Annotated in this window: 16 protein-coding genes and 2 tRNA genes; 5 read left to right on the forward strand and 13 right to left on the reverse strand. The window is 28.3% G+C overall.

Features of this window, described 5'->3' with window-relative positions; genetic code table 11:
- Positions 1–13 precede the first annotated feature (13 nt).
- Positions 14–2128, forward strand: coding sequence for a polyphosphate kinase 1 (gene ppk1 / locus AWN65_RS05420; RefSeq protein WP_060382240.1), 2115 nt, complete (start codon positions 14–16; stop codon positions 2126–2128).
- Positions 2129–2140: 12 nt separating this feature from the next.
- On the forward strand, positions 2141–3031 hold the full coding sequence (locus AWN65_RS05425; RefSeq protein ID WP_060382241.1) for a Ppx/GppA phosphatase family protein: 891 nt from the start codon (positions 2141–2143) through the stop codon (positions 3029–3031).
- Positions 3032–3382: 351 nt separating this feature from the next.
- Here the strand turns inward: AWN65_RS05425 and AWN65_RS05430 are convergent.
- The 5 genes from AWN65_RS05430 to AWN65_RS05450 form a co-directional block, all read right to left on the reverse strand.
- Positions 3383–3458 (reverse strand) — tRNA-His (locus tag AWN65_RS05430).
- A 32-nt stretch (positions 3459–3490) separates the two neighbouring features.
- Positions 3491–3566, reverse strand: a tRNA-His gene (locus AWN65_RS05435).
- 84 nt (positions 3567–3650) lie between these two features.
- Positions 3651–4367: a bacillithiol biosynthesis deacetylase BshB1 gene (gene bshB1 / locus AWN65_RS05440; protein ID WP_060382242.1), complete on the reverse strand. Its 717-nt coding sequence runs from the start codon at positions 4365–4367 to the stop codon at positions 3651–3653.
- A 29-nt stretch (positions 4368–4396) separates the two neighbouring features.
- A complete protein-coding gene (locus AWN65_RS05445; RefSeq protein WP_060383833.1) occupies positions 4397–5425 on the reverse strand; it encodes an isochorismate synthase in 1029 nt (342 codons plus the stop codon).
- 50 nt (positions 5426–5475) lie between these two features.
- A complete protein-coding gene (locus AWN65_RS05450; protein ID WP_060382243.1) occupies positions 5476–5904 on the reverse strand; it encodes a PaaI family thioesterase in 429 nt (142 codons plus the stop codon).
- Between the two features lie 116 nt (positions 5905–6020).
- On the opposite strand from AWN65_RS05450, the gene AWN65_RS05455 reads away from it, so the two are divergent.
- A complete protein-coding gene (locus tag AWN65_RS05455; protein ID WP_060382244.1) occupies positions 6021–7559 on the forward strand; it encodes a hypothetical protein in 1539 nt (512 codons plus the stop codon).
- A 117-nt stretch (positions 7560–7676) separates the two neighbouring features.
- Here the strand turns inward: AWN65_RS05455 and rluF are convergent, their stop codons facing one another.
- The 5 genes from rluF to AWN65_RS14885 form a co-directional block, all read right to left on the reverse strand.
- Entirely contained in the window at positions 7677–8435 is a 759-nt protein-coding gene (rluF, locus tag AWN65_RS05460; protein WP_060382245.1) for a 23S rRNA pseudouridine(2604) synthase RluF, read from the reverse strand.
- A gap of 178 nt (positions 8436–8613) precedes the next feature.
- A complete protein-coding gene (locus AWN65_RS05465) occupies positions 8614–9285 on the reverse strand; it encodes an alpha/beta fold hydrolase (protein ID WP_235588349.1) in 672 nt (223 codons plus the stop codon).
- 315 nt (positions 9286–9600) lie between these two features.
- Positions 9601–10377, reverse strand: coding sequence for a zinc ribbon domain-containing protein (locus AWN65_RS05470; protein WP_060382246.1), 777 nt, complete (start codon positions 10375–10377; stop codon positions 9601–9603).
- Between the two features lie 4 nt (positions 10378–10381).
- Positions 10382–11497, reverse strand: a complete 1116-nt coding sequence (locus AWN65_RS05475) for a Nif3-like dinuclear metal center hexameric protein (protein ID WP_060382247.1) — start codon at positions 11495–11497, stop codon at positions 10382–10384.
- Between the two features lie 123 nt (positions 11498–11620).
- Positions 11621–11776, reverse strand: coding sequence for a hypothetical protein (locus AWN65_RS14885; protein ID WP_158447581.1), 156 nt, complete (start codon positions 11774–11776; stop codon positions 11621–11623).
- A 33-nt stretch (positions 11777–11809) separates the two neighbouring features.
- Here AWN65_RS14885 and lpxK point away from each other — a divergent pair, with 33 nt between their 5' ends.
- Together lpxK and AWN65_RS05485 are read left to right on the forward strand one after the other, a co-directional pair.
- Positions 11810–12838, forward strand: a complete 1029-nt coding sequence (gene lpxK / locus AWN65_RS05480) for a tetraacyldisaccharide 4'-kinase (protein ID WP_060382248.1) — start codon at positions 11810–11812, stop codon at positions 12836–12838.
- On the forward strand, positions 12810–13622 hold the full coding sequence (locus AWN65_RS05485) for a purine-nucleoside phosphorylase (RefSeq protein WP_060382249.1): 813 nt from the start codon (positions 12810–12812) through the stop codon (positions 13620–13622). Before lpxK ends, AWN65_RS05485 begins: the two co-directional genes overlap by 29 nt.
- Before the next feature lie 8 nt (positions 13623–13630).
- Here AWN65_RS05485 and AWN65_RS05490 read toward each other — a convergent pair whose 3' ends face one another.
- The 3 genes from AWN65_RS05490 to lipA all read right to left on the reverse strand — a co-directional run bounded on the left by AWN65_RS05490 (position 13631) and on the right by lipA (position 17889).
- On the reverse strand, positions 13631–15808 hold the full coding sequence (locus tag AWN65_RS05490; protein WP_060382250.1) for a tetratricopeptide repeat-containing hybrid sensor histidine kinase/response regulator: 2178 nt from the start codon (positions 15806–15808) through the stop codon (positions 13631–13633).
- Between the two features lie 30 nt (positions 15809–15838).
- Complete coding sequence (gene gap, locus AWN65_RS05495; RefSeq protein WP_060383835.1) at positions 15839–16849, reverse strand: type I glyceraldehyde-3-phosphate dehydrogenase; 1011 nt, start codon at positions 16847–16849, stop codon at positions 15839–15841.
- Between the two features lie 167 nt (positions 16850–17016).
- Entirely contained in the window at positions 17017–17889 is an 873-nt protein-coding gene (gene lipA / locus AWN65_RS05500; RefSeq protein ID WP_060382251.1) for a lipoyl synthase, read from the reverse strand.
- Positions 17890–18584: the final 695 nt, after the last annotated feature.

Here is an 18584-nt window from a genome sequence, read left to right on the forward strand (position 1 = left end):
ATAGACTATATATATGCCAAATAATCAAAATAGATATATAGACCGAGAAAAAAGCTGGTTAGCTTTTAATTTTAGAGTATTACAAGAAGCTGCTGATGAAAAAGTTCCTCTATTGGATCGTTTGCGATTTCTAGGTATTTTTTCAAACAACCTTGATGAATTTTTTAGAGTTCGATACGCTGCTATTAGACGACTAGCTTTAGAAGGAAAAACCGATAACCAAATACTAGGAGGAATATCTTTACAACAACTAATAAAAGACATCATAGAGATTGTTATAGACCAACAATCAGAAAGTCTTCGAATATTAAGTATCATTGAAAAAGAACTAGAAAAAGAAAGTATTTTTATCATTAATGAAAATGAAATAAATAAGGAACAACAAAATTTTATTAGAAATTTCTTCATACAAAAAGTAAGCCCTGAATTAGTAACCATCATACTTAACGATTTAGACGAATTTCCTTTACTAAAAGACACTTCAGGATATTTAGCTATTAAAATGGTAATGAAACCTAATGAAGAGGGATCTATTCTTGAAAAAATAAAATTTAAAAAAGAGATTCGATATGCCGTAATTGAAATCCCTAAAACTATTAATCGTTTTGTCGTTTTACCTTCCAATAACGACAAACAATATATCATTATGTTAGATGACGTAATACGTTACAATATTCATCAAATATTTACCATTTTTGATTATGACAGCATAACCGCTCACATGATAAAAATTACTCGTGATGCAGAATTAGAACTTGATACAGATTTAAATAAAAGTTTTTTAGAAAAAATTTCATTAGGAGTTAAAGACAGAAGAATAGGTGAACCTGTACGATTTGTTTACGATCAAACAATTGATAAAGACACATTGAAATTTTTCTTACAAAAAATGGGTATTAACTCAAAAGAAAGCTTAATCCCAGGAGGTCGATACCATAATCGTAGAGATTATATGGATTTTCCTAATCTAGGTAGATTTGATCTATTATATAAATCAAACACACCATTAACGATAAAAGGTTTAAGTTTAGAAGGAAGTATACTAAAACAAATTGAACGTAAAGATTATCTATTAAATGCTCCTTATCAATCTTTTTCCTATATTATCCGATTTCTTAGAGAAGCAGCATTAGATCCATACGTAACAACCATAAAAATCACCCTATATCGTTTAGCTAAAAATTCACAAATCGTAAGTTCTTTAATCAATGCAGCTAAAAACGGAAAAAAAGTAATCGTTCAAATAGAACTACAAGCCCGATTTGATGAAGCTAGTAATATTTCTTATGCAGAAATAATGCAAACCGAAGGTATCCAATTAATTTTTGGTGTAAAAGGATTAAAAGTTCACAGCAAAATATGTTATATAGAACGAATTGATGAAAAAGGAAGATTAAAACGTTATGGAATCATATCAACAGGTAATTTCAATGAATCTAGTGCCAAAATATACACAGATGTAACTTTATTTACTGCACATCAAAAAATATTGAAAGATATGGTCAAAGTTTTTGAATTCTTTCAAATTAATTACAAAGTACACCGCTATAAACATTTGATACTATCTCCTCATTATACTCGATCTAAATTTTGTAAATTAATCGATCGTGAAATACTCAACGCCTCATTAGGTAAACCCGCTTATATAAAGCTTAAAATGAATAGTCTATCAGATTACAAAATGATAGATAAACTATATGATGCAAGTAGAGCTGGTGTAAAAATTCAATTGATTATTAGAGGAATTTGCTCCTTAATACCAGGAATTAAAGGAATGAGTGAAAATATAGAAGCCATTTCTATCGTAGATGCCTATTTAGAACATTCCAGAGTATATATTTTTTGCAATGAAAACAACCCAGATGTTTTTATATCATCAGCTGATTTTATGACCAGAAATTTAGATGCACGAGTAGAAGTTTCATGCCCTATATATGATGAAGATATCAAAAAAGAATTAATAGACACCTTTGATATTGGTTGGAAAGGAAACGTAAAAGCTCGTTTTCACTCCGAAAAATTAGATAACAAATACCGTTTAAGAGAAAACAATTCTGTTTTTAGAGCACAATTAGAAACCTATCAATATTATCGAAATAAAATAGAAATTATAGAAGAAATAATTTAAAATCAATCTCAAATGATTAAAATTAAAAAATATGCAGCAATTGATATAGGATCTAATGCCGTAAGATTACTAATCATGAATATAGTAGAGAAAGATGGTAAAGAAACCCAATTTAATAAAAGTGCTTTATTCAGAGTCCCTATCCGATTAGGACAAGATGCTTTTACAGTAGGAGAAATTACGCCAGAAAACATTAATAGAATGGTAGATGCTATGAAAGCTTATAAATTATTAATGGGTGTTTATAAAGTAGAAAAATATAAAGCTTGTGCTACTTCCGCCATGAGAGAGGCCTATAACGCAAAAGAAGTTGTAGAATTAATAAAAAAGAAAGCTGAAGTTAAAATAGATATTATTGATGGAAAAAAAGAAGCTGCAATTATAGCTGCTTCCGATTTACACTCATTCATAAAAACAGAACAAACCTATTTATATGTAGATGTAGGAGGAGGAAGTACGGAATTTTCCTTATTCAGTGAAGGAAAAATGATTGCTTCTAAATCATTTAAAAACGGAACAGTACGCTTACTCAACGAAATGGTAAACAATGTAGTTTGGGAAGAAATTGAAAAATGGATCAAAAGTGTTACAGAACCTTATGAAGATATTACTCTAATTGGTTCTGGAGGAAATATTAATAAAATTTTTAAATTATCTGGAAAACAGCAAGACAAACCTTTATCTTATATTTATTTAAACACACAATACCAATACCTCTCCTCATTATCTTATGAGGAAAGAATTGCTGAATTAGGATTAAATACAGACCGAGCAGACGTAATTATACATGCACTAAGAATTTATCTAAACGCTATGAAATGGAGTAAAGCTAATAAAATTTACGTCCCTAAAATAGGACTCTCAGACGGTATTGTTAAAGCCATGTACTACGAAAAGATATAAAAAAACACTTCCTAATTTTAGCCTACACATACATTTTGCAAAATGCCCCTACTTAAGGCAAAAAACACTGACTTATATAATCTAAAATAAAAAACAGTTACAAAATAAAAACGCTTATAAAGTATCTTTAAAATCCTTTATAAGCGTTTTTTATATCTCTAGAAAACCAAATTGATCAAAATAAACGAGGTTTTTCAGTGACCTCCTCCTAATTTTATCTCCTTTTTTAGTTTTAGCTAAAAAAGGGGGTATTTTTTAAATGGTATAAATCAAACATATTTTTGAGTTAACCCTAATTTTTGTAGGAGTAATTAATAAAAAAAGTCCTACTAAATTAGTAGGACTTTTTTAGGGTGAATGATGGGTCTCGAACCCACGACCTTCGGAACCACAATCCGACGCTCTAACCAACTGAGCTACAATCACCATGATGTTATTTAAAACTTTTATCTTATTTTAGGGTGAATGATGGGTCTCGAACCCACGACCTTCGGAACCACAATCCGACGCTCTAACCAACTGAGCTACAATCACCATTTTCAGCAATACCAACTACTTCCGTATTGCGAGTGCAAATATACAACAAAAGATTAGTCTTGCAAACTATTTTATAAAAAAATTACAATAAATTTTCTAAAGTACTGACTGCCAAACATCTTTCTACTGTGAATCCTTCTGCAAAATCTGTCCCTATTAATCGTCCTAAATCTTGTGCACGATATTGAACGCTATCTAAAAAATTCTTTGAGGTAATAGGTGTTTCTGGCTCTGATGAATTAGGGTCATAAAATTGAGATGAATAAGCTAAAATAGATTGCATCTTTAATTCCATAAAACCTGAAATATCAACAGCAAAATCTGGTTTTATATTCATCCATTGTATATAATGATAGATTTTTTTGGGACGCCAAGCCTCTTGAAACTGTCCATCTAGTTCTGTCTCTATTTTTTGCAATCCTGATAAAAAACAAGCATCTGAAACTAAGTTACTTCCCTTAGGATGATCTATATGTCTATCCTGAATAGCGTTACATAACACTATTTCAGGTCTATATTTACGAATCATTTTTATAATTTCAATTTGATGATATTCATCATTCTTAAAGAAACCATCTCGAAATTTTAAATTCTCTCTTATCTCAACTTTTAAAATTTTAGCCGCTTTTAATGCTTCTAAATCTCTAATTTCAGCAGTACCTCTAGTTCCTAATTCACCTCTTGTTAAATCAATAATACCTATTTTTTTACCTAAACTTGCTTCTTTTGCAAGAGTCCCTGCACAACCCAACTCAACATCATCAGGATGAGCTCCAAATGCTAATATCTCTAATTTCATGATTTTAATTTTAATATTTTATATTCTTTTTATTTAGAGTTATTAATAATTATCCTCATAGTTTTACTTTTATTAAGAGTTTCATACCATTCTGATTCTGGATTACTATCCCTTGTAATTCCACAGCCTATAAATAAATTAATCTTATTTTCTAAAACCTTCATACATCTTAAATTGACATAGAGATCCGTTGATTTTTCATTTGTATTACAATCTATATTTAATTCTCCAAGAAATCCTGTATAAAATTCTCTATGATACCCTTCTTCTTTTTCTATAAAGTTTTTTGTTATCATTTTTGGAACACCACATACAGCTGGAGTCGGGTGTAATACATTTATTATTTCTTCTAAAATAGTAGCATCTTTTACAATCCCTTTTATATCCGTTCTTAGATGAAATAATTTACCCGCTTTACTAGTATAGGCATCTGAAATTTGAAGATCATAAATTATTCCTTTTAATTGATCTTTTATAAAATCTGTAACAAATTGCTGTTCTTTCTTTTCTTTTTTAGTCCATAAAACACGTTCTTCATTTTGGGCTATTTGTGTACCTGCCAAAGCCATAGTTTCAAAATTATTTTCTTTTATAGAAAATAATTTTTCTGGGGTTGCTCCCATCCACAAACCAATTTTAGGATGATACCAAGTATAGCAAAAAGCAGAAGGATACTTAAACAACATTTGTTCAAAACTTCTAAACATATCAAAACCTTTAATTAGAACCTCTTCTGTCCTTGAAAGCACTACTTTATCAAAATCTCCCGTTTCTATTATACTTATACCCTTTTTAACTAATTCAATAAAATTTTGTTTATCCAATAGATTTTCTAAAATATCTATCTCCAAATCTTTTATTTCATGATCAAAATAAACTGAATTATATTTTAGTTCAGATTTTTCTAATGGAAAAATAATAGGTACCCCAGTAAATGGTGCAAAAATAAAAGCTTCTTCTTTAAAATTTTCTGTAAAATAAATATGATCATTTTCTTGAAAAATACCTACTAAGGTTTTCGTATTGGGTTTACGATAAAGAACAAATGGCAAGTTCATTTTTTGTTGAATTTTTGCCCTTTCAAATATGCTTTTCATTCATTAAAAAATTATAATTCTCTTTTAGGAAGTACTATATTTGTCAACTTACACAAAGAAATAAGTGATTTATTTTCATCCTCAATTCTTATTTCCCATAAATGCAAAGATCTTCCTTTATGAACTAACTTAGCTATTGCTGTTACCTCTCCTGTTCTTTTACTTTTTAAATGATTAGCTGATATTTCAATCCCTCTAATCTCTTGTTTTTCTAAATTTATAAACATAAGCGAAGCAGCACTGCCTACACTCTCTGCTAAAGCTACAGTTGCTCCTCCATGCAATAATCCCATTGGTTGATGTACACTACTCTCAACAGGCATCTTAGCTATTAGATAATCATTTCCTGCTTCTATAAATTTTATTTTTAATGTTTCCATCAATGTATTTTGACACAAAACATTACATTTTTCAACAAATTTTTCCTTATCAAATATCATATCTATAAAAATATCCTATCAAAAGTACAAAAATTAGGACTAAAATATCTGAAGTGTTTTAAAAAACACTTTTTACATTTTTATTTTCTTTATTTTTATACCAAATTATAATCATAATGCGCCAATATTTCCTTTTTTTGATTAGTATCGTTTCGATATTTATTTCTTGTCGGAAAGATTTTGAAACGAAACCGAGTAACGGGCAATTATCTTTCTCTAAAAACACGGTTTACTTAGACACTGTTTTTTCTGGAATTTCTTCTAGCACTTATTCCTTAAAAGTATATAATAAAAGCAATGAAGACCTACACATTCCTACAATTTCTTTAGAAAAAGGATCTCTATCTAAATATAGGTTAATGATTGATGGTACAACAGGAACAAATAATCAAGGAAAAACATTTCATAATATAGAAATATTAGCCAATGATAGTTTGTATATTTTCATTGAAGAAACAGCCAATATTAAAGATGTCAATTCTACAGATTATCTCTATACAGACAAAATTTTATTTGACACAGGAATCAATCAACAAAAAGTTGATTTAGTTACATTAATTCAAGATGCTATTTTTTTATATCCTGAGAAAAAGGAAAAATTAACTCTAAATGACTTAGTTCCAAACAATACAGTCTATGGATTTGAATTAAATGAAAATGATCCAATTAATGGTAACGAACTTCATTTCACTAACACAAAACCCTATGTCATTTATGGATATGCAGGAGTTCCTGCTAATAAAACATTAATAATTGATCCTGGAACTAGAATATATTGTCATAATCAATCTGGAATTTTTGTAAAAAAATCAGGTTCTATTAAAATAGAAGGAACCATATCTACTGACCAAAAAAAATTAGAAAAAGAAGTCATAATTGAAGGGGATCGTTTAGAATCTAAATATGCCGAAATACCAGGTCAATGGGGAGGAATTTATTTAGCAGAAGGAAGCATGAATAATAATTTTAATCATCTGACTATAAAAAACAGTTCATTTGGAATTTTTATAGATCGAAATGAAGAATCTATTACCAATATTTTTAATACTCAAATATATAACTCTAGTGATTTCGGATTAGCAGCTAGAAAAAGTAAAATAAATGGAGAAAACATTGTTATTAACAAATGCGGACAAGCTAGTTTAGCTTGTACATTAGGAGGCGAATATCGTTTTAAATCTTGTACTTTTGCTAATTATTGGAATAATAGTAACCGTCAAATTCCTTGTGTTTATATAGATAATACCTATAAACAAAAAGAGGTATTATTTACTTCTGATCTTATTTTAGCTAGCTTTATTAATTGTATTATATATGGAAATAATAACATTGAGTTAGGTTTGAAAAAAAACGATTCAGCAGCATTTAATATTGATTTTAATCACTGTTTAATCAAATTTAACGATCCAAACAATTTATATAATAATTCTTTATACAACTTAATAAAAAATCCTAGTAATAATAATATTATAGACACACGACAAAATAATTTTGATCCAAAATTCAAAGATCCCATTAAAAACAATCTCCGAATTCTTAAAAATTCACCAGTTATAGCCAAAGGAAATAATTCTTTTTTAATTCCAAAAGATATAGATGACAAAAATAGAACATCTCCTCCTGATTTAGGAGCCTATCAACATTTAATAGAATAATAAAGATCTTTACGAAAATACCTATCTTATTTTCATTAAATAAAAACCCCAAAAAATAATGTTTTACTATTTTTTGGGGTATATTATGTGTTTTAAAAAGGTTTTTATTAAAAAGAACTAATTAATCTTTTTATTTGATTTTAAAAGACTAGCTTCTTCTGTTTTACTAGAAGGAGCTATTAATTTATTTAATTGATTAATTTCTTTTTCTGTTAACTCTCTATATCTACCTAAAGGAACATCTAATGATATATTAATTATACGAACTCTTTTTAACCTTACAACTTCATAACCCAAATACTCACACATACGACGAATTTGTCTATTCAATCCTTGTGTTAATATTATTTTAAAAGATGTAGTATCTATTTGTTCTGTTTTGCATTTACGGGTTATAGTACCTAAAATAGGAACACCATTACTCATTTTTTTTACAAAACGTTCGTTTATAGGCTTATTAACTGTTACAATATATTCTTTTTCATGATTATTACGAGCTCTTAATATCTTGTTTACAATATCTCCATCATCTGTCATAAATATAAGACCTTCACTAGCTTTATCTAATCGACCAATAGGGAAAATTCGTTTAGGATAGTTAATATAATCAATTATATTATTTTTAACTTTTAAATTCGTTGTACACTCAATTCCTATAGGTTTATGAAAAGCTAAATAAATGGGTTTACTTGTTTTTTCTCGAATAAGTTTACCATCTACTCTTATTTCATCATCTAAAGAAACTTTTGTTCCTAACTCTGGAATTTTTCCATTAATAGTAATACGTCCTTGTTCTAACAGCTTATCTGCTTCACGACGGGAACAAAAACCTGTTTCTGATAAAAATTTATTAATTCTTGTCTTATTCTCTTCCATTTTACAAAGATAGTAATAGAAATTAAAAATTATGATTTTAGAAATTAGATAATAGATACAAGAAAAAAAATAGACTTTTACATTAAAGCTATATTATCCCTTAAAAATTTAATCTGAGTATTCTATTTTTAACTACCTCCTTATTTTAAGCATTTTATATTTTTAATGAAGAATAGATTTAATGAAATAAAAACCAATTGATTTCTTTAAAAATTTTTATATCCTGTAGTGAATGTCCTAATCCTTTAGTTTCAATAAGACGTGCATCTTTCCAAGCTTCTGCTATTTTTCTTCCTTCATCAACAAATACTGTTTGATCTTCTACATCATGAATAATTAATCCTTTTATTTCGGTATTTTGTACAAATCGTTGGGCTGAAAATTTATCTAACTCTTCTTGATATTCCGTTACACACCTATCGTTTAATTTTTTTCTCAATTTTGAATTTAAGTTTAATAAACAAACGTATTTTTTTAGAATAAAAACAAAATCACAAGGAGTTCCTAGTGTAATTATTTTTTTAATACAATCTGAAGAAAAGGCATATTGGTAGTACAAACAAGCATTTCCTCCTATTGAATGACCTATTAAATATTGTGGCTTATATTTTTGAACAGTTTCATTAATAAATTGACCATATTGAGGTATTGTAAATCGTTTTCCGTCTGAAAGGCCATGAGCAGGCGCATCTATTGCTATTATTGTACTTCCTGTAGCTTTTAAATAAGGAAATATATGTTCCCAACGAGAAGAATTACTTTCCCAGCCATGTATTAAAAGTATTTTAGTATCATTTCCGTGCCAGATATAAATTTGAAAAGTTAGGTCTTCTTTTTTCAATTTTTCCATTTTAGATTCTTGCAAAAATTGAGGAAGTTTTTTCGGGTTTAATTTTCCTTTTTTAGGAGTAGTAAAAAGCAGAAATACTAACTCTGACGTTTTTTCAGGAAATACACAACTAAAAAGATTAAGAAATAATCCTATGCTTTTAGTGAATAAAAAATATAAAAAATAATTCATAAAAAGAGACTGTCCAAAAAGTTTGAAATCTTCTCATTTCGACCAAAGGGAGAAATGATACAATGTTGATTATAAGACTACTCCTTACGTTGGAGTGACAAACTACATGTTGATTTATTACTTTTTGGACAGCCCCAAATATTATTATATTTTAGCAAATAACTGTTCCATTTTTTCTCTTTCTTCATCCGCTAAAACAGCATCTACTAAAATCCTTCCGCTATGTTCATCTGTAATTACTTTTTTACGAGCAGCAATTTCCATTTGTGTTTGAGGAGGAATTGTAAAAAAAGAGCCTGCTGAAGCACCACGTTCAATAGACACTACTGCCAAACCATTACGTACATTTCCACGAATACGTTTGTATGCTTTTAACAAGCGGTCTTCTATCTGTGCTTCAAATTCTTGTGACTTACTTACTAAAAAAACTTCTTCTTTCTCAGTTTCAGACATAATTTCTTCTAACTCTGACTTTTTGTGTTTTAAGTGAGTTGATTTTGCTTCTAATTTTTCTTTTGTCTGAGCTATTGAAACTTTTTTATGTTCAATTGAAGCCTTCATCTCACGAATATGCTTTTCTGCTAACTGAATTTCAAGTTCTTGAAATTCAACTTCTTTTGTCAATGAGTTAAATTCACGATTATTACGAACTTCTTTTTGTTGTGAAGTATACTTTTTAATTGCTTCTTTATGTTCTTCTATAGAACCCTTTTTAGCTTTTATTTGTTCTTCTATTGACTCTAAATCAGTTTTTAATTTTTCAACTCTTTTAGTCAAACCAGCAACTTCATCTTCTAAATCTTCCACTTCAAGAGGCAATTCACCTCTTACGTTTCTAATTTCGTCGATTCTTGAATCGATTAATTGTAAGTCGTATAACGCTCTTAATTTTTCTTCTACATTCAATTCTTTTGTTGCCATATTTCTACAAGTAATTAACTGGATTTGTATTTATTTCAGATAATATAATTTTGTCTTTCGACAAATAGTTTGCAAAACTACAAATTTTTTTCTTAAGAAAATCAACAATATACTTTTTTGTAAATCTTTCGCTTTCAAAATGTCCTATATCAGCTAACAAAATTTTATTTTCTGCTTCATAAAAATTATGATATTTTAAATCAGCTGTTAAGTAGGCATCTACTCCATTTTGAATTGCTTTTTGAATTGCAAAAGCACCAGAACCTCCTAAAACAGCTACCTTTTTTATCTTTTTTTCTGTAAAATCAGTATGTCTTATAACTCCACATTGCATTTTTTCTTTCACAAATTCAAGAAATTCTTTTTCATTCATTGGTGTTTCTAATTCACCTATCATTCCCAATCCAATATTTTGGTGTGAATTTTCTAAATTATATATTTCATAAGCAACTTCTTCATATATATGATTATTAAATAAAGCTTTTAAAATTTTTCCTTGTTTGTATTTTTCAAAAGTAACTTCTATTTTAACTTCCTCTGCTTCTATAAATTCAAGTCGTTCTCCTATTTCAGGATTACTACTTTCATTTCCCATATAAGTCCCCTTTCCTTTTGAATTAAAACTACAATCCTCATAGTTACCAATTTTCCCAGCTCCTGCCTCAAATAAAGCATTCCTAACTTTCTCTACATTTTCTGGAATTGTATAAGTAACTAATTTTTGAATAAAATTTACTTTAGGAATTAAAACTTTAGTACTTTGTAATCCTAAAGCATTACAAATTGTTTTATTAACTCCTTCTTGATGATTATCTAAAGCAGTATGTACAGCATAAATGGCAATATCATGTTTAATTGCTTTTAAAATAGCTCGTTCTACATAATTTTTACCCGTAATTTTTTTGATTCCCGAGAATAAAATAGGATGAAAACAAACTACTAAATTACACTTTTTCAAAATAGCTTCATCTATTATCTTTTCTAGAGCATCATGACAAACCAGTACCCCAGTAACTTCTAAATCTTTGTTCCCTACTAACAACCCTACATTATCAAAATCTTCAGCATAGGCCAAAGGAGCCATTTCCTCTAAAACAGAAATTATATCATTTATTGTCATATCCTTCAAAATTTATTTCTAAACATCATTTTATTACTTCTTTTTATCCCATATTAAATTACAATAGCCTATACTATTACATTAATTAAAGCTTTTATTTTTACAAATCTATATATTTTATTCTTAATCAATATATACAATTTCAAAGCCTTTTTTCTTTTCTAAAATTAAAATCTCTTCTATTCTTAAAACTAAAGTAAGACTACTACACAAGCCAACTACTCTTTTATACCCTACTTTAACCTTTAAAATTTTATTTCCCTCTTTTTTTCTACTCAATGTATTATTATCTTTGTATAATTTGACATTAAAATGAAAACCCTTCGAAAATTACTTTTCCCTTTTTCTATAATATATGGTTTCCTAACCAATATTCGGAATTTTTTATACAATATTGGATTCTTAAAATCTTATGCTTTTAATACACCTATTATTGCTGTTGGTAATTTAAGTGTAGGTGGAACAGGAAAAACCCCTTTAATAGAATATTTAATTCACTTATTACACGATAAATACAAAATAGCCACATTAAGTCGTGGTTATAAACGAAAATCAAAAGGTTTTATATTAGCTAATGAAAAAATTACAAGTGAAATATTAGGAGATGAACCGTATCAATTTTTTCAAAAATTCTCTACAATTAAAGTAGCCGTAGATGCTAATAGAAAAGAAGGAATAGAAAAATTATTAGCATTACCTAATAAACCTGACATCATTTTATTAGATGACGCTTTTCAACATAGAAAAGTAAAAGCAGGCTATTATATAATGCTATCTTCTTATGACGACCTTTTTTACAACGATCTTATCTTACCAGCAGGTAATTTACGTGAAAATAAAAAAGGAGCCCAACGAGCTAACATGATAATTATCACAAAATGTCCTAAAGAAATTGATGAAATTGCAAAATCTAAAATACGTGAAAAGATAAGACTATTTTCAAAAGCAGAAACACCTATTTATTTTTCTTACATAGAATATGATAAAAAAATATTTAATGATGATAATTTTATCATTACTTCGTCTTTGGAAAGGGATTACCTTGTAGTATCAGGAATAGCAAAACCAGAGCCCTTTTTTAATTTTTTACAAGTAAAAAAAGAAAATCGAATGATTTTTACCGATCATCACAATTTTACAGAAACTGATTTAAAAAACATTTTAAAGCGTGCTGCTGGCAGAAAAATTATAACAACAGAAAAAGATTATATGCGTTTAAAAGGGAAATTACCAAAAGAACAGCTATATTATTTACCTATAAAAACCGTATTAAAAAAAGAAAATATATTATTTGAATCTGAAATTTTAAACTATGTGGGAAAAAGTGCAAGAAACCGTTGATTACATTACAAATAAAATCAATTTTAAACCTGAATATGGTATCATATTAGGTTCTGGATTAGGTGGTTTTACTGACGATATTGAGGTGGAGTTTATGTTATCTTATAATGAAATTCCTAATTTTCCTGTATCTACCGTACAAGGACATAAAGGAGCATTAGTATTTGGAACCATTGGTTCAAAGAAAGTAGTTGCTATGCAAGGACGTTTTCATTATTATGAAGGTTATAACATGCAGGAAGTAACTTTTCCTGTTCGAGTTATGAAGTATATTGGAGTAAATAAATTAATAGTTTCAAATGCTTCTGGAGGAGTAAACCCTAATTACAATGTAGGGTCTATTGTTTTGCTCAAAGATCATGTTAATATGATGCCAGAACATCCTCTAAGAGGTAAAAATGATGAGCGTTTTGGACCTCGATTTGTTAATATGAGCGAGCCTTATAGTAGACAAATGCTAGCCAAAGCAAAAGAAATTGCAAGTGATCTAGGAATTCAAGTACAAGAAGGAATATATTTAGCTTTACAAGGTCCAACTTATGAAACTTTAGCCGAATATAAAATGGTAAAAGCCCTTGGTTGTGATTGTGTAGGAATGAGCACTGTTCCTGAAGTAATTGTTGCTAGACACATGGAATTAGAAACTTTTGGAATTTCTGTAATAACAGATATAGGCGATGCCGAAAATATAGACAGTGTAACACACGAAGAAGTATTAGAGGCTGTAAAAACTACAGAACCTCATATACGTAAGTTAATAAAAGAAATCATTATACAATATTAAACTTCAAATTAAACAAGGTTGGTCTCGATGATTTTATAAAAATCATCGGGATTAAACGGTTTCGTTATCACATCTGTCATACCATAAGATAATAACATTTCTCTATTTTCATTTAAAGAAATAGCCGTTAGTGCTATAATAGGTGTTTCTTTATCAAATTTTCTAATTTTTTCAGTTGCAACTGTACCATTTATACCTGGTAAATGAACATCCATTAAGGTAATATTATATTGATTTTTACGCATCATCTCAATAGATTCCTCTCCTGTTTCACATAAAGTGACAAGCATTTTTTTCTTTTCTAAAATTTTCTTCGTGATCATTTGATTTATTTTGTTGTCTTCAACAAGCAAAACTTTTTTACCAATAAACACTTCATTATTTAAAATTTGATCTGTCTTTTCTACTTTAGAAGTTCCTTTTTCTAATGTTAAATTAAAATAAAATCGTGATCCTTTATCTACTTCACTCATAACTTTTATTTCCCCTTTCATAAGAGCCACCAATCTTTTTACAATTGTCAGCCCCAATCCTGTACCCCCATATTTTCTATTTATTTCAACAGAACCTTGAGAAAAACTTTCAAAAATTTCTTCTTGCTTATTTTCTGGTATACCAATACCTGTATCCTTAATTTCAAAATGAATATCACATACATCATTATTCTCTGAAATTAATTTAGCAATAAAAAGTACTTCTCCATTTTTTGTAAACTTTAAAGCATTATTAATTAAATTAATAAAAATTTGTGATATTTTAGTCGTATCTCCTATTAGATTTTTAGGAATATTTTCATCTATCTCTAATCGAAACAAATTATTATTTTGCTCTGCTAATTCTTTTAAAGATTTATGTATGTTACTAACTAGCTCTCTAAAATTAAAATTAATTAATTCTAGTTCTATATTATTAGATTCAATTCTATTGATTTCTAAAATTTCATTTATATAAGTTAAAAGATAATTACCTGAAAATTTCAATGATTTCAAATATTCTATTTGGCTTTTTTTAGGACTTTCCTCTAATAATAAATGAGATATACCATTAATGGCATTCAAAGGTGTCCTTAGCTCATGACTTACAGTAGATAAAAACTCAGTTCTAGCTTTAGATGCCTTTTCTATTCTTTCTTTAGCCTCTTTCAGTTCATTATTTTTTTCTCTTAGTAACTCATTAGATCTATTGCGAATAATATTATTTTTATAGAGAGAAAGACTCAATAAAGAAAGAATTGTAATCAAAGCAATTGCTAGAATATTTATTAATTTAGAAAATTGAGTTGCTTTTTCTTGACTTTTTTTATCCTTATCCATTTTCTCCATTGATTTCATCAAATCATCTACTTTTACTTGTTCGTTAATCAGATGTTGATTTTTAAGCTCTCCTACTCGTTCTAAAGAATCTTTTATGCGGAGATGCTTTTTTAGAAATAACAAAGAGTTATTAGTTAAAGTACTTGCTTCATAAACCCTACTTAATTCTTCTGTAGACCTTAATTGTAAACAAGCATTATTTTCTTTTTTACTTAATAAGTATGACTTTTTAAAATATTGTAAAGCATCTACATATTTTTTTTCTTTCTTTTTTATAATTCCTAATTGAAAAAATATCTCCGATTTATTTCTTTTAATCTCTTTAGAATGAGGACTATTCAATAGTTTTATAAGATTTGCTTCAGCTAACTTTAGATTGTTTTGTTTTATATAAATTTTAGCTTTTTCTAATAGTAAAACAACTTTAGCTTCTGGCAAATCAATATTATCATATACTGAATTAGCTTTACTAAAGTAAGCCTCTGCTTTTATATTATTTGCCTTATTCAAATGGCAAATTCCTATTTTAAAATAAGATAAAGCTAATTTACTAGACGGTTCTAAAGTATTATAAACAGAAATTGCTCTAATAAATTTTTCTATTGCATCATCATATCTTTCAGAATCTAGATAAATAATACCTAAAGTATAATATCCATTTGCCAAAGATGCCTTATTAGTTGTTTTTTTAGCAAATACAATAGATTTATTAGCATTTTCTAAAGCTCTTTCAAAAATTTTAAAATTTTTAAAACGTATTGCTTTCTCAGAATAATAATAAGAGCTATCTACAGAAGAATTATCTGTAGTGTTATAAAATCCTGAAATTTGTAAATTAACAAAAAGAAGGATATACAAATATATTTTGTTCATAGGGAGTTGAAAAAAACTCCCTAAATATAATTATTTTTTAAAAATATATTCAATTAAATTAATAATTCTTGAAGAATATCCTATTTCATTATCATACCAACCTACAACTTTTACCATTTTATCTATAACAGATGTTAATTGTGCATCAAACAAACATGAATGGGAATTTCCTAAAATATCAACCGAAACAATAGGATCCTCTGTATAAGCCAAAATATTTTTTAATTCATTTTTTGAAGCATGAAGAAAAGCAGTATTAATTTCCTCTATACTAACTTCTCTTTTAACATTAAAAGTAATATCCGTAAGAGATCCATCTGGAACTGGAACTCTAATACCACACCCTCCTATTTTTCCTTCTAAATCTGGAAATATTTTAGTTAAAGCCTTTGCTGCTCCAGTAGTAGTAGGAACTATAGATTGAGAAGCTCCTCTCGCTCTGCGCAAATCTTTATGGGGTTGATCGTGCAAACTTTGATCCGTAGTAAACGAATGTACAGTAGTAATATAGGCTTGTTCAATACCGCACAATTCCTGTATTACTTTTATCATAGGAGCGGCGTTATTAGTCGTACAACTTGCATTGGATATAATAACTTCACTTCCATCTAAAATATCCTCATTTACCCCTAAAACAACCGTCTTAATTGTATCTACTTCAGCTGGCGCAGATAATATTACTTTTTGAGCTCCTGCCTTAATATGTGCATATATAGACTCGTATGTTTTAAATTTTCCTGTACTTTCAACAACAAAATCTATATTTAAATCTTTCCAAACTAAATTTTTTATTTCTTTTTCATGAAAAAAGATATACTCTCTTCCTTCTACAATGATAGATTTTTCATTATAAGACACATCAAAAGGCAGAACACCATGTATACTATCATATTTTAACAAATGGGCCATAGTTCTATTATCTGCAATATCATTAATAGCCACAACATCTATCTGAGGATGATTAAGCAATAATCTGAATAGATTTCTACCAATACGACCAAAACCATTAATCGCAATCCTTATTTTTGTTTCAAGTTTCAAATTCAAAAATTAAAGTTAATAAGTTTACCTAAAAAACACAATTTCATTATAAACCCTATCCTTTTAAGATAAAAACAAGTTAAATAGAACTTTTATCCTATTTTAAAATGATAAAATTATTTTTCTCAAGACAACCTTCTATTAATTAAATTTATATTCTAAAATCTTTATAAGATATGTTTTTCTGCGTGATAACTAGAACGTACCAATGCCCCACTTTCTACATGACGAAACCCTAATTCTTTTGCATACTTTTCATAATTAGCAAATTCTTCTGGTGTAATATAACGTTTTACAGGCAAATGCTTTTTACTAGGTTGTAAATATTGTCCAATCGTAATAATATCTACATTCTGATTACGAATATCTCGAATCGTTTCATAAACTTCTTCCTCTGTTTCTCCTAGACCTAACATTATTCCAGATTTAGTTCTACGAATACCTTGCTCTTTTAAATATTTTAAAACAGCTAAACTTCTATCATATTTAGCCTGTATACGCACTTCTCTTGTTAAACGACGAACCGTTTCCATATTATGCGAAACCACCTCGGGGTTAGCCTCTACAATCCTATCTATATTACGTTCAACACCTTGAAAATCGGGTATTAAAGTTTCTAGAGTCGTCTGTGGATTCATTCTGCGAATTGCTTTTATTGTTTCCGCCCAAATAATAGACCCCATATCTTTAATATCATCCCGATCAACACTTGTAATAACCGCATGTTTGATCTTCATAATTTTAATAGAACGCGCCACTTTTTCCGGCTCATCCCATTCAATATCTTCCGGACGTCCCGTTTTAACCCCACAAAAACCACAAGACCGTGTACAAACATTTCCTAAAATCATAAAAGTGGCTGTACCCTCACCCCAACACTCTCCCATATTAGGGCAACTTCCCGAAGTACAAATAGTATTTAATTTATACTTATCTACCAATCCTCTCAATTCCGTATATTTTTGACCAATAGGAAGTTTTACCTTAAGCCATTTGGGTTTTCCTGTAGGAAGTATATTTGAAGTATTTATTGTATCCATTCTTAATTTATTTCGCCACAAAGATAATCATTGTTTATAAATAATAAGATTCCGTTTTTATGTTAAAATAACGTAAAAAACTATACATTATTCTCCCATTTTAGAATTAGTCATTCATCAATTATATCCTCCTAACCTTCTCAATTCCTTTTTAAGTTACCAAGAAAAGATTTTAAGAAAAAGAATGGAAAAACGAATTAATTAACCTTAAACAAAATCATTATATATTAATTAAAGAAGACCACTTTAGCAATCAAATCCCATACTTAATTTAACAAATTCAAAAAAACATAAAATTTGATAACTCTTTCTACGAAATTAATCCTTAACACAACAAAACTAATCCAAACGAAAAAAATACACTCTCAATAAAAAATTCAACTCTTTTACAAAAAAATTAGCCTTTTACCCTCTTGATCCTGAATTTAAACTGATTGATCAAATACTACAATCTAAAACATTACGTATTAGAACCGATCAAATACCACTTACAAACCACGATTTAAATGGCTTTAAAACCCTTTTAGAGAGACTGTACTAAACAAACAATGATATAGTTTAACAGCCAACCTCTGAGAGACACAATAGCTAAAAACAAAGTAGTTATACATTTAAACTTTAAAATTTCCTCATAATACTTTTTTTTAACCTTGAGACAGTCTCAAAAGTTCACAATCTTTTTCATTTCAACCAAA

This window comes from Flavobacterium covae (genome assembly GCF_001534645.1).
Lineage (GTDB): Bacteria > Bacteroidota > Bacteroidia > Flavobacteriales > Flavobacteriaceae > Flavobacterium > Flavobacterium covae.